This window comes from Microbacterium sp. Leaf161, from assembly GCF_001423645.1.
GTDB classification, from domain to species: domain Bacteria; phylum Actinomycetota; class Actinomycetes; order Actinomycetales; family Microbacteriaceae; genus Microbacterium; species Microbacterium forte.
In genome coordinates, this window is record NZ_LMOW01000001.1 from 693,335 (window position 1) to 705,334 (window position 12,000).

At 67.6% G+C, this 12,000-nt stretch carries 13 protein-coding genes; 9 read left to right on the plus strand and 4 right to left on the minus strand.

What is annotated here, in order from left to right; translation table 11 throughout:
* Positions 1-98: 98 nt before the first annotated feature.
* The gene (locus ASF87_RS03510) at positions 99-2,624 is read right to left on the minus strand and encodes an ATP-dependent Clp protease ATP-binding subunit (protein ID WP_042539926.1); all 2,526 of its coding nucleotides are present in this window, start codon (positions 2,622-2,624) and stop codon (positions 99-101) included.
* Between the two features lie 227 nt (positions 2,625-2,851).
* Here ASF87_RS03510 and ASF87_RS03515 point away from each other — a divergent pair, with 227 nt between their 5' ends.
* The 3 genes from ASF87_RS03515 to ASF87_RS03525 are packed head-to-tail and all read left to right on the plus strand — an operon-like array spanning position 2,852 to position 4,334.
* Complete coding sequence (locus ASF87_RS03515; protein WP_052492921.1) at positions 2,852-3,472, plus strand: DUF2975 domain-containing protein; 621 nt, start codon at positions 2,852-2,854, stop codon at positions 3,470-3,472.
* Positions 3,472-4,107 carry a hypothetical protein gene (locus ASF87_RS03520; RefSeq protein ID WP_056374207.1) on the plus strand — a complete coding sequence of 212 codons (636 nt, stop codon included), beginning with the start codon at positions 3,472-3,474 and terminating at the stop codon, positions 4,105-4,107. The genes ASF87_RS03515 and ASF87_RS03520 overlap by 1 nt, the downstream gene beginning before the upstream one ends.
* Positions 4,104-4,334 carry a helix-turn-helix domain-containing protein gene (locus tag ASF87_RS03525; RefSeq protein ID WP_042539919.1) on the plus strand — a complete coding sequence of 77 codons (231 nt, stop codon included), beginning with the start codon at positions 4,104-4,106 and terminating at the stop codon, positions 4,332-4,334. The genes ASF87_RS03520 and ASF87_RS03525 overlap by 4 nt, the downstream gene beginning before the upstream one ends.
* A gap of 1 nt (position 4,335) precedes the next feature.
* Here the strand turns inward: ASF87_RS03525 and ASF87_RS03530 are convergent, their stop codons facing one another.
* Positions 4,336-4,689, minus strand: coding sequence for a YbjQ family protein (locus ASF87_RS03530; RefSeq protein WP_056374209.1), 354 nt, complete (start codon positions 4,687-4,689; stop codon positions 4,336-4,338).
* 107 nt (positions 4,690-4,796) lie between these two features.
* On the opposite strand from ASF87_RS03530, the gene ASF87_RS03535 reads away from it, so the two are divergent.
* Positions 4,797-5,135, plus strand: a complete 339-nt coding sequence (locus tag ASF87_RS03535) for a hypothetical protein (RefSeq protein WP_056374211.1) — start codon at positions 4,797-4,799, stop codon at positions 5,133-5,135.
* 144 nt (positions 5,136-5,279) lie between these two features.
* A complete protein-coding gene (locus ASF87_RS03540; protein WP_056374213.1) occupies positions 5,280-6,707 on the plus strand; it encodes a dicarboxylate/amino acid:cation symporter in 1,428 nt (475 codons plus the stop codon).
* Between the two features lie 62 nt (positions 6,708-6,769).
* On the opposite strand, the gene ASF87_RS03545 is transcribed toward ASF87_RS03540, so the two are convergent.
* Complete coding sequence (locus ASF87_RS03545) at positions 6,770-8,500, minus strand: cation:proton antiporter (RefSeq protein WP_056374215.1); 1,731 nt, start codon at positions 8,498-8,500, stop codon at positions 6,770-6,772.
* A 69-nt stretch (positions 8,501-8,569) separates the two neighbouring features.
* The gene (locus tag ASF87_RS03550) at positions 8,570-8,854 is read right to left on the minus strand and encodes a MerR family transcriptional regulator (protein ID WP_056374218.1); all 285 of its coding nucleotides are present in this window, start codon (positions 8,852-8,854) and stop codon (positions 8,570-8,572) included.
* 122 nt (positions 8,855-8,976) lie between these two features.
* Between ASF87_RS03550 and ASF87_RS03555 the strand changes: the two genes are divergently transcribed.
* The 4 genes from ASF87_RS03555 to ASF87_RS03570 all read left to right on the plus strand — a co-directional run bounded on the left by ASF87_RS03555 (position 8,977) and on the right by ASF87_RS03570 (position 11,984).
* On the plus strand, positions 8,977-9,399 hold the full coding sequence (locus ASF87_RS03555; RefSeq protein WP_056374219.1) for an Hsp20/alpha crystallin family protein: 423 nt from the start codon (positions 8,977-8,979) through the stop codon (positions 9,397-9,399).
* A gap of 57 nt (positions 9,400-9,456) precedes the next feature.
* Positions 9,457-9,693 carry a DUF2795 domain-containing protein gene (locus ASF87_RS03560; RefSeq protein ID WP_056374222.1) on the plus strand — a complete coding sequence of 79 codons (237 nt, stop codon included), beginning with the start codon at positions 9,457-9,459 and terminating at the stop codon, positions 9,691-9,693.
* A gap of 64 nt (positions 9,694-9,757) precedes the next feature.
* Positions 9,758-10,798, plus strand: coding sequence for an LLM class flavin-dependent oxidoreductase (locus ASF87_RS03565; protein ID WP_056374223.1), 1,041 nt, complete (start codon positions 9,758-9,760; stop codon positions 10,796-10,798).
* A 262-nt stretch (positions 10,799-11,060) separates the two neighbouring features.
* Positions 11,061-11,984 (plus strand): endonuclease domain-containing protein, encoded by a 924-nt coding sequence (locus tag ASF87_RS03570; RefSeq protein WP_056374225.1) that lies wholly within the window; start codon positions 11,061-11,063, stop codon positions 11,982-11,984.
* Positions 11,985-12,000: the final 16 nt, after the last annotated feature.

Below are 12,000 nucleotides of genomic sequence, written 5' to 3' on the forward strand. Positions count from 1 at the left end.
TCCCGAGACCCTGAGCGGACGCGGAATGCCGGAGTGCTGGACCACCCGGACACGCAGAAGGGGCGGATGCCGCAGCATCCGCCCCTTCCGTGATCAGGTCACTCCCCGCTGGCGACCGCCAGGTCAGGGGTGCCGGAGATCGCTCCGCCGGTGTTCACGCCGACCGCGACCTTCTCGCCGCGGGGACCGTGCTCGAAGAGGAACTCGCCGTCCTTCGAGTCGACCTTCACGTGGTCGCCCGGGTTGAGCTCGCCGTGCAGGATCTTCTCGGACAGACGGTCCTCGACCTCGTGCTGCATCGCGCGACGCAGGGGGCGGGCACCGAGTGCCGGGTCGAACCCGATCTCGATGAGACGCTCCTTGGCGGCCTGGGACAGCTCGATCGTCATGTCGCGGTCGAGCAGACGCTCGCCGAGGCGCTTGGTGAACAGATCGACGATCTGCACGAGCTCCTCCTTCGACAGCTGCGGGAACACGATGATGTCGTCGACGCGGTTGAGGAACTCGGGCTTGAAGTTGCGCTTGAGCTCTTCGTTGACCTTGCCCTTCATCCGCTCGTAGTTCGTCGAGTTGACGCCCTCGATCTGGAATCCGACCGGACCACCGGCGATGTCACGAGCACCGAGGTTGGTGGTCATGATGATGACGGTGTTCTTGAAGTCGATCACGCGGCCCTGACCATCGGTCAGTCGACCCTCTTCGAGGATCTGCAGCAGCGAGTTGAAGATGTCCGGGTGGGCCTTCTCGATCTCGTCGAACAGCACCACGCTGAACGGCTTGCGGCGCACCTTCTCGGTGAGCTGGCCGCCCTCTTCGAATCCGACGAATCCGGGAGGAGCACCGAACAGACGCGAGACGGTGTGCTTCTCACCGAACTCGCTCATGTCGAGCGAGATGAGAGCAGCTTCGTCGTCGAACAGGAACTCGGCGAGCGCCTTGGCCAGCTCGGTCTTTCCGACGCCCGTGGGGCCGGCGAAGATGAACGAACCGGAGGGACGCTTCGGGTCCTTGAGGCCGGCACGCTGACGACGGATCGTCTTGGAGAGCGCCGCGATGGCCTCCTCCTGACCGATGACGCGCTGGTGCAGCGCCTTCTCCATGAAGACGAGTCGCGAGGACTCCTCTTCCGTCAGCTTGAAGACCGGGATGCCGGTGGCCTGTGCGAGCACCTCGGCGATCAGGCCCTCGTCGACGACCGCCTGGGTCGCGACGTCACCGGAACGCCACTGCTTCTCGAGGCGCAGGCGCTCGGCGAGGAGGCTCTTCTCCTCGTCGCGCAGCGATGCGGCCTTCTCGAAGTCCTGGTCCTCGGACGCGACTTCCTTCTGCTCGCGCACCTTGGCGATCTTCTCGTCGAACTCGCGCAGCTCGGGCGGGCTCGACAGGATGCTGAGGCGCAGGCGTGCACCGGCCTCGTCGATCAGGTCGATGGCCTTGTCTGGCAGGAACCGGTCGGAGACGTAGCGGTCGGCGAGGTTCGATGCCGCGACGATCGCGCCGTCGGTGATCTGCACCTTGTGGTGCGCCTCGTACCGGTCGCGGAGTCCCTTGAGGATGTTGATCGTGTGAGGGAGGCTCGGCTCGTTCACCTGGATCGACTGGAAGCGACGCTCGAGAGCGGCATCCTTCTCGAAGTGCTTGCGGTACTCGTCGAGCGTGGTGGCACCGATGGTCTGGAGCTCGCCACGAGCGAGGAGGGGCTTCAGGATGCTGGCCGCGTCGATCGCGCCCTCGGCGGCACCCGCACCCACGAGGGTGTGGATCTCGTCGATGAAGACGATGATGTCGCCGCGCGTGCGGATCTCCTTGGTGACCTTCTTCAGGCGCTCCTCGAAGTCACCGCGGTAGCGGGAGCCGGCGATGAGAGAGCCGAGGTCGAGCGAGTAGAGCTGCTTGTCCTTCAGCGTCTCGGGCACATCGCCCTTGACGATCGCCTGGGCGAGGCCCTCGACGACGGCGGTCTTGCCGACGCCGGGCTCACCGATCAGCACGGGGTTGTTCTTGGAGCGGCGAGACAGGATCTGCATGACCCGCTCGATCTCCTTCTCGCGCCCGATGACCGGGTCGAGCTTGTTGTCGCGCGCGGCCTGCGTCAGGTTGCGACCGAACTGGTCGAGCACCTGCGAGCCGCCCTGGGCGCTCGGGGTGTCGTTCGACTGCGCGCCGACGGCTGCCGGCTCGCGTCCGGGAGCACCCGACAGGAGCTGGATGACCTGCTGGCGGACCTTGTTGAGGTCGGCGCCGAGCTTGACGAGCACCTGGGCTGCGACACCCTCGCCCTCGCGGATGAGGCCGAGCAGGATGTGCTCGGTTCCGATGTAGTTGTGGCCGAGCTGCAGAGCCTCACGGAGGCTGAGCTCGAGCACCTTCTTGGCGCGCGGCGTGAACGGGATGTGACCGGTGGGCTGCTGCTGGCCCTGACCGATGATGTCCTGCACCTGCTCGCGGACGGCGTCAAGGGAGATACCGAGGCTTTCGAGCGCCTTGGCTGCGACACCCTCACCCTCGTGGATGAGGCCGAGCAGGATGTGCTCAGTGCCGATGTAGTTGTGGTTGAGCATCTTCGCCTCTTCTTGGGCGAGGACGACCACTCGACGGGCTCGGTCCGTGAATCTCTCGAACATGCTGTGACTCCTTATTCGCACGGGGCGAAGCGCTGAGTCCTCGACGGGTCTCCGCGCCTGTACATCGAGAGTAACCACCGTGCGGATGCTGTATGCCCGTGTTCGCCGTCGGCATAGCGCCGTGACGGTCGGTGACGTCGCTCTCGTGCGGCCGGGGTTGACTCACTTATCGACAGTCGTTATGTTAACGATTATCGGTAATAACGACTCTCGATAAGGAGTGGATGATGACCTCGACGAAGAACCGGACGATCTCCCGAGGCGACCGCGGAGCCCTGGTCGGCTTCTGCATCTCGGGCGCGCTGATCGCCGCCTACATCACCGTCTTCTCGGTCATGCGGATCATCGAACTCGCCCGGGGCGTCGACGTGCCGGTGCTGATCGAGCTCATCGGCTCGCAGACGCCGGTCGACCTGCCGCTGAGCAACGGCACCAGCATCTCCGTCGGCGTCGACAGCGCTGTGATCACCGCGCCTCAGCTGCCGGCGATCGCCGCAGTGCCGGGCATCATCGGCCAAGTGGCGCAGATCCTCACGATCGTCATCGTGATCGGATGCCTGATCCTGCTGGCACGGAGCGTGCTGACCGACCGCGTGTTCAGCCGACGCAACACCGCTCTCGTCGCGACAGCCGGCATCGCCGGACTCGTCGGTTTCGCCACTGTGCGCTTCTTCGACAACATGCTCGCGAATGCCACGGTGGCACAGATCACCGACAACGGCATCGACAACGCCGTGATCAGCGTCGAACCGTTCACCTTCATCCTCGGGGCGTTCGTCATCGCCCTCATCTGCACGGTGTTCTCCATCGGCGACCGCCTGCAGCGCGACACGGACGGGCTCGTCTGATGAGCACCGTGACCGCGACACGTTCCCAGACCGCCGATGCGATCACCGTGATCCTCTTCGGCGCCGCCGCTCTGGTGGTGACCGCGATCAGCACCGTCCTGCGCGTGCTCGGAACCTTCCGAGACCAGGGCATCGCGTCGTCCATCCCGATCGACGAGCAACCGATCGACGCGACCGTCGGCTCAGGAGCCGCGTCGATCGAGGGGATCGCTCAGGAGGCGATGGTGTTCGCCACCGGAGTGGATGCCGCCGCGACCGCGGCGATCATCGGCTCGCTCGTGCTGTGGGCGCTCGCCCCGTTGATCGTCATCGTCGGCGTGATGCTCGTCGCCTGGAACTTCCTCCGCGGACGCTTCTTCGTGCGGAGCAACGCGCGGGCCTTCGACGCGATCGGCTGGACTCTCGTGCTCGCTCCGATGTTCATCGTGCTGCTCGAGAAGCTGGGGCTGAACGGGGTGTCCGCTGCGGTGGGCCTCGGCTCCGGCGAGCCCGTGCATCCGATCGAGTTCTGGTCGATCGTCCCGATCTTCGCGACCGGCGTCGCGGTGGGACTCATCGCGGCGGCGTTCCGGCAGGGCATCCGCCTGCAGCGCACGAACGCGGCCCTCGAGGACGAGACGAGGGGACTCGTATGACCCCGGCCGAGAACGACGACGAACTCACCGGCATCCACTGCCGCCTCGACGAGCTGCTCGCGGAGCGCGGCATGACTCTGACCGAGCTGAGCGCGCGCGTCGGCGTGAGCATCGTCAACCTGTCGGTGCTGAAGAACGACCGGGCGCGAGCGATCAGGTACTCGACGTTGCGGGCGATCTGCGACGCCCTCGGGTGCGAGGTCGGCGACCTGCTGGTGCTGGCGTAGGTCAGGCCTGCGGCGGTTGCGGCGGCTGCGCGACCGGCGCGAGAGGTTCGACGACCACGGCGGTGCCGTAGGCGCAGATCTCGGTGAAGTTCTGGATCGACCCGGCATCGAAGCGCATCGCGACGATCGCATTGCCACCGCGCTGCTGCGCCTCGGCCCACATGCGGCCCATCACGACATGCCGCGCCTCGTACATGACTTGCGTGTATTCGGGGATCTCGCCGCCGCCGAGCGAGCGGAACCCGGCGGCGAAACCCTGCCCGAAGTCGGTCGATCGCACCGTCAGACCCATGACCTCCCCCAGCACCTGGGTGATGCGGTAGCCGGGGATGTCGTTCGTGGTCACCATGAACATGAGGCCATCGTGGCAGAACACAGCCGACGCGACCAGGCTGCATCACGAAGACCGCGCGCGGCGCAACCCCTGCTATGAAATTTCTGTGTGTCGATAGCGTCGACCGCATGAACCTCAACGACCGGAACCTGCGCACACCCTCCCGCATCCTCATGGCCCTGCCCATTGCCGCACTCGCCTTCTCTCTCGCCGCCTGCGGTGGCACGTCGCGTCCAGCGGTGGACGACGTCGCAGACGGCATCCAGAAGGTCTACGAAGACCAGGGGCTCGGCGACGCCGTGACCGACGACGTCGCGACCTGCTTCGCCGAGGCGCTCGTCGACTCCGACCTGAGCAACGAGACCCTCACCTACATCGCCAACGGCGAGGACAAGCAGTCGAGCGAAGAGGACAAGGCTCTGACCACGCAGATCCTGACCGACAACCTCGAGAAGTGCGCGGCCTGACCCGCCAGGTCGCCTGACGAGGGATGACGGATGCCGCGGCCCTCGTCATCCTTCGTCATCTCAGCCTCGGAATTCACTCGCCCTCATAGCGTTGGGCGTTATAGCGCGCACACGGCGCGCACCGATTCTGGAGTCCCCAATCCAATGAGCACCACCGCCCGCCCCACGAAGGCGCCTGACACCCGCGGTCCCGTCCGGAAGCTGCTGACCTCGTTCGGCTTCCAGATCCTCGCGGCCCTCGTCCTCGGCATCGCCGCCGGCCTGATCGCCCGCCAGCTGGGCGCCACCGCCGACAGCCCGAACGGCCTCTCGGCCACCCTCGACACGATCGGCAGCTCGTACGTGACACTGCTGCGCGCCGCCGTCGTGCCGCTGATCTTCACCGCGATCGTCGCCAGCATCTCGAATCTGCGCCGAGTGCAGAACGCCGCGCGCCTCGCGGGCCAGACCCTGCTGTGGTTCGCGATCACCGCATTCATCGCCGTGATCGTCGGAATCACGCTCGGCCTGGTCATCCAGCCGGGAAACCGCGCCGGTGAGGGCCTCGAGCCCGGCGACCCGTACACGGTCGGCACGTGGTGGAACTTCCTGCTGGGTCTGATCCCGCAGAACTTCCTCGGGCTCAGCGTCAGCACGAACCCGGGAGCCACCGACGGCACGTTCTCGTCGAGCGTGAACTTCAACATCCTGCAGGTCATCGTGATCGCGGTCGCCGTCGGCATCGCCGCTCTCAAGGCCGGCAAGAAGGCCGAGCCGTTCCTCGCGTTCACCGAGTCGCTTCTGAAGGTCATCCAGCGCGTGCTGTGGTGGATCATCCGCATCGCCCCGCTCGGCACGTTCGGCCTCATCGGCGCCGCGGTGGTCAAATACGGCTGGGAGAAGCTGGCGTCGCTCGGCTGGTTCGCGATCGCCGTCTACGTCGGCCTGGCTCTCGTGCTCTTCGCCGTCTACCCGATCCTGGTGAAGACGCACGGACTCTCGATCAAGCAGTACTTCTCGGGCGTCTGGCCCGCCGTGCAGCTGGCGTTCGTCAGCCGCTCGTCGATCGGCACCCTGCCCCTCACCGAGCGCGTGACCGAGCGCAACCTCGGCGTGCCCCGCTCGTACGCCTCGTTCGCCGTGCCGTTCGGTGCGACCACGAAGATGGACGGCTGCGCCGCGATCTACCCCGCCATCGCCGCGATCTTCGTCGCACAGTTCTTCGGCATCGAACTGAACCTCGTGCAGTACCTGCTGATCGTGCTCGTCTCGGTCGTCGGCTCCGCCGCCACCGCCGGCACCACGGGTGCGACCGTCATGCTCACGCTGACGCTGTCGACGCTGGGCCTGCCGCTCGAGGGCGTCGGACTGCTGCTCGCCATCGACCCGATCCTCGACATGGGCCGCACCGCGGTCAACGTCGCGGGCCAGGCGCTCGTGCCGACCATCGTCGCGAAGCGCGAGGGCATCCTCGACGAGGAGCTCTACAACGCACCGCGCGAGGGCCTGCCGTTCGCCGACGACTCGGCCGACGACGAGGCACCCGAGGCGGATGCCGCAGCATCCGAGAAGGAGCCGGCCGGCACCCGCTGACCCTTCGCCGCACAGATCGAGCGCCTCGCCCACTCAGGGGCGGGGCGCTCGTCTGTCTCCCGCTATGCGCGACCCTGCAGACGCGTGGCGGCGCGGGTGTCGAGGGCGAGCTCCTCAGCATCCATCGCGGCCATCAGCTCGCGCATGACCTCCTCGTCGAGGTTGCCGGCGTCTCGCTCTGCGAGGAGGATGTCACGGCGCACCTGCAGCCACCCGCGGGTGAGCGCTGCGAGGTCTTCGTACGAGGGGCGGGTCACCGCCTCCTCGACCTCCTGCGCCTCGTCTGCGGCCTTCTCGACCCTGGTCATGCGCTTGGTGAAGGCATCGAAGACGCCGATGTCGACGCTGCCGTACTTGTCGACCCACTCGTCGCGCTTCTCGGCGAGGAAGGCCTTGCCCGCCTCGCGGCTCTTGGCCTTGACGTCGGCGATAGCGCGCTCGTCCTCTTCGTCATCGACGTCGCTGGCGATGCCGAGACTGCGGATCAGCAGCGGCAGGGTCAGGCCCTGCAGCAGCAGCGTGCCGAGGGTCACGACGTAGGCGACGACGACGATCGCGTGCGACGGCTCGGTGTCGAGAGCAGCGAGATCGGCTGCGGCGAGCGCGGTCGCCAGCGTCACCACACCGCGCATGCCCGCCCACGAGATGACGGCGTTGTCCTTCCAGGTCAGCTGCAGCCCCGCCATGCGGTCGCGCACGATCTTGGAGCGCAGCTCTTCTGCGCTGTACTGCTTCCAGCGTTTCGAGTCGCGGCGGCGCTCGTCGAAGGCTCCGGATTCGACCGTTCGATCCCAGCGTTCCAACCGTTTGCGGTCTTGGAAGTTCGCCCAGAGATTCGTCGGGTACACGTAGAGCGGCCGCACGAACAAGACGACGATCAGCACGACACCCGACAGCATCAGGATGCGACCGACCTCCTCGCCGCCGAGGTCACTGAGCACGCGCGGGAACTGCAGGCCGATGTAGGCGAACACGAAGCTCTCGAGCAGCAGGTCGGCCGACAGCCAGAGGGGCGCCTCCTGCTGACGGGTCGTGTAGTCGGTGCGGGGCGAGTTGTATCCGACATACAGACCCATCGCGACGACCGCGAGCACGCCCGAGCCGAGCAGGTGCTCGGCGATCGCATATGCGCCGAACGGGGCGAGCAGCCCGAACGTGCCGATCACGACCGGGTCGCTGATGCGCATGCGCAGCTGGTGCAGCACGATGCCGAAGACGAGTCCGACCGCGACGCCGACGCCGACCGCGAGCAGGAACTGCCAGATGCCGTCCCAGACGGTCAGGGTCGCCCCGGCGATGATCGCCGCGAACACGCGATAGAGGGTCAGCGAGGTCGCATCGTTGATCAGGCTCTCCCCCGACAGCACCGTCATGATGCGGCGCGGTAGCCCGAGCTTGCGACCGATGGCCGCGGCCGAGACCGCATCGGGCGGTGCCACGATGGCACCGAGCAGCAGCGCGCCCGGCAGGGTTAGCGACGGCAGGATCCACCACGCCACCAGGCCCACGGCGACAGCCGTGAGCAGCACGAGGGTGACGCCGAGGCGCCGGATCTGCGGCAGGCTGCGCTTGAAGCCCACGAACGACACGTCGAGCGCCGCCGAATACAGCAGGGGCGGCAGCACGAGGTTCAGGAGCAGGTGCCCGTCGATCTCGACCTCGGGAACGAACGGCAGGAAGGATGCTGCGAGCGCGACCACCGTGACGAGCAGCGGAGCCGGCCACCCGCGCCATCGGGCGATCGCCGCCACGACCACAGCACCGACGAGCACGTAGAAGATCTCGGCATCCATGCCCCTAAAGTACTGCCCTGCCACGCCGCCGCCGGGCGGTTCCGACGGAGTCGGGCGGTTCCGACGGGGTCAGGGACGATCGTCCGCGAGTTCGTCGCGGAGTCCCGCGTTCTCGTCCTCCAGATCGAGAACTCGTCGGATGCCGACGATGTTGATGCCCTCGACACGCAGGCCCGTCACCCGACGGATGCGGGCGAGATCGTCGTCGCTGTATCGGCGCGTGCCTCCGTCGCTGCGCGCAGGCGTGACCAGGCCCTTCGCCTCGAAGAGCCGCAGACTCGCTTCGGGGACGCCGCTGAGCTGGGCGGCGACGGCGATGCCGTACACCGGCATGCTCGGATCACGGTCATCCATCGGCAGCTCCTTCTCGTGGCACTTGCATTCTATTCGATGTTGTTCTATAACAAATCTATAGCAACGGATGCAGATAATCTGCATCTACAACGCCCACCCGGGCCACACGAAAGGAGACACTCATGGCCATGTCCTTCGATCCGTTCAGTCAGCTCGACCGCTTCGCTGCGAGCGTGCTGGACTCCGTCCGTGCACCGCGTCTCATGCCGGTGGACCTCTACCGCGACGGCGACAGGTACGTCCTGCACGCCGATCTTCCCGGCATCGATCCGGGCTCCATCGACGTCGACCTCGACGGCGGCCAGCTCACGATCCGCGCACAGCGCACGGCGGACGGCCGCGAAGGCGTCCGCTGGCTCGCCCGCGAACGCGGAGCCGGCTCGTTCCTCCGTCAGTTCTCGCTCGGCGACGGAGTGGACCTCGACGCGATCAGCGCCTCGTACGAGAGCGGTGTGCTCTCGGTGATCATCCCCGTCAGCGAGAGGGCGAAGCCGCGCAAGATCGAGGTCGAGTCGAGCGACAACCGACAGTCGATCGCTGCCTGACAGCACGGGGGCCGGGACGCACCCGGCCCCCGCTTCCTCCTCTGGAAAGGACGACCCATGCACAACTCCGCTGCACTCGACCGCTTCCTGCGCGGGATGGAGTACCCGGCGACGCGCGACGACCTGTTGCGCGAAGCAGCCCGTGACGGTCTCGGCTCCGACGATAGAGCGGTGCTCGCTCGGCTTCCCGAGCAGAGCTTCAGCGCGGCCTGGCACATCCGCTACCACCTCGCGCGCCACGCTCTGGCCGAGGAGTTCTCGCCGTCGGCATCCTCCGCCCTCGCCGCAGCGTGACGACCGACCGGCGACGATGGGGCGGGCGGGAATTCCCCGCCCGCCCCCGCCGTTGCATTCGGGGATGACTTCCACCGCGCTCTCCGTCCTCGACCTCGTCCCCGTTCGCACCGGCCAGACCAGTGCCGAGGCGATCTCCTCCTCCCTCGATCTCGCCGCGACCGCCGACCGCCTCGGCTATCGCCGCTACTGGTTCGCCGAGCACCACAACATGCCGGCCGTGGCGTCCACCACTCCCCCGGTGCTGATCGCCGCCGCCGCGATGCGGACGACGAAGATCCGTCTGGGGTCGGGCGGCGTCATGCTGCCCAACCACGCCCCGCTCATCGTCGCCGAGCAGTTCGCCGCGCTCGAGGCGATCGCGCCAGGACGCATCGACCTCGGCCTCGGCCGCGCCCCCGGCAGCGACCCGGTCATCACTCAGCTGCTGCGCGGATCGGGCACGACGAGCGACGTCGAACAGTTCCCCCGCAACGTGCAGGACATCGCTGCGCTCCTCTCGAGCGACGGCGCCACCGTGCGCTTCACGTCGGGTGGCGAGTACACGGTGCACGCGACGCCCGCCGCCGGCGGAAGCCCCGAGGTCTGGCTGCTCGGGTCGAGCGACTACTCGGCGCAGCTCGCCGCATCGCACGGGCTGCCCTATGTCTTCGCGAACCACTTCTCGGGCCAGGGTCTCGAACGCGCACTCGACCTCTACCGCACCGGCTACCAGCCGAGCGAGGAGCACCCCGAGCCCCGCACGTTCCTCACGGTCAACGTCGTCGCCTCGCCGACGCAGGAAGAGGCCGAGGCCCGTGCCCTGCCGCAGCTGCGCATGATGTCGCGCCTGCGGCTGAACAAGCCGCTCATCGCGCTCGAGACCGTCGAAGAGGCGCTCGCCGCCGAGTCGGATCCCGCGACCGACCAGGTCGTCGAAGCGGCCCGCTCGCGGTGGTTCGTCGGCACGGGAGAGTCCGTCGCCGAAGAGGTGCGTGCGTTCGCGACGAAGTACGGCGTCGACGAGGTCATGCTCTCGCCCGTCGCCGGGGCCTACGAGTCCGAGCCGCGCGACGCCGCCGCCGGCCGCGCGCAGACGCTCGAGCTCATCGCCGCCGCTCTCTAGTCGCGGTCCCCGCGCCTCCCGCCCGCGGGCGTGGATGGTCAAAAGCGCACGCCTGAGGGCCGCGTGGGATGCGTTTTTGACCACGCTCCTCCGCACCGATGCTTTTTCGACCATCCATCGGCGTACGGGCGACGTCGCTGACGCGACGACGACCTGAATCACTCCTCCACCACTGCGGCGGGTGAGACCGACTTATGCACAGCTCCCGGCCCGCAACGCGCACCTCTCCGAATGGCGCTTCCCGGACGCGGATGCTGGGGAGATGCGTCGTCGATCTGTGCTGCCGCCCACACTCGGAGCCACCTTCACCGTTCGAGCGGCATCGGCAGCGGGGGTGGGACGCGGACGTGCGGCAGCCGCCGACCTGCACCGCCCCTTCCACGGTGTGCGATCGCTCACTCCTCAGACGACACCTCTGCACAGAGTGTTCGCGCTCGCCTCGCGACTGAGACCGGGACAGCTGATCGGGGGCGCGACCGCGATGCGCGTGTGGGGCTATCCCGTTCCGGGCTCGTGGAAGGTCACCGACGACATCGACGTCGTCGTGGCGACGGATGCCGTCCGGCCGCGCACGCGGGGTGTGAGGAGTCGAAGGCTCGCAACCGGCAGAGCACAGCTGTGGTGGATCGGCCGCGTCCCCGTCGTCGATCCTCTGGCCGCCCTCTTCCTCTGCGTCGCGTCGTTCACCGACGACGAGCTCGTGGTGGCCCTCGACGCTCTCGTCACGACCGCAGACAACTACCCGGGGCTGCGCGCCGACCGCCCCCTGCACACGGTCGAGGAGATCGATCAACGCCTGCGCCACTGGGGGCGCTTCGCCGGGTGCGCGCGCGTGCGAGCTGCGCTGCCCGCGGTGCGGGCGTCCGTCGAGTCCCCGAAGGAGACCGAGACGCGTCTGCTGCTCGTCGCGGCAGGCCTTCCCGAGCCCGTGGTCCAGCACGAGATCCGTCGCGACGGCGTGATCATCGCGAGAAGCGACCTCGCGTATCCCGAGCTCCGAATCGCCGTCGAATACGAGGGCGACGGACACCGAACCGACCGCGACCAGTGGCGCCGTGACATTCAGCGGCAGCGAGAACTCGAGGACATCGGCTGGATCGTCATCCGAGTGACGCAACTCGACCTCGACGACGGAGGACGGATGCTGCTCGACCGCATCCGCCGTGCGATCGCGTCGCGCTCCTGACATCGCCCCCCTGCCG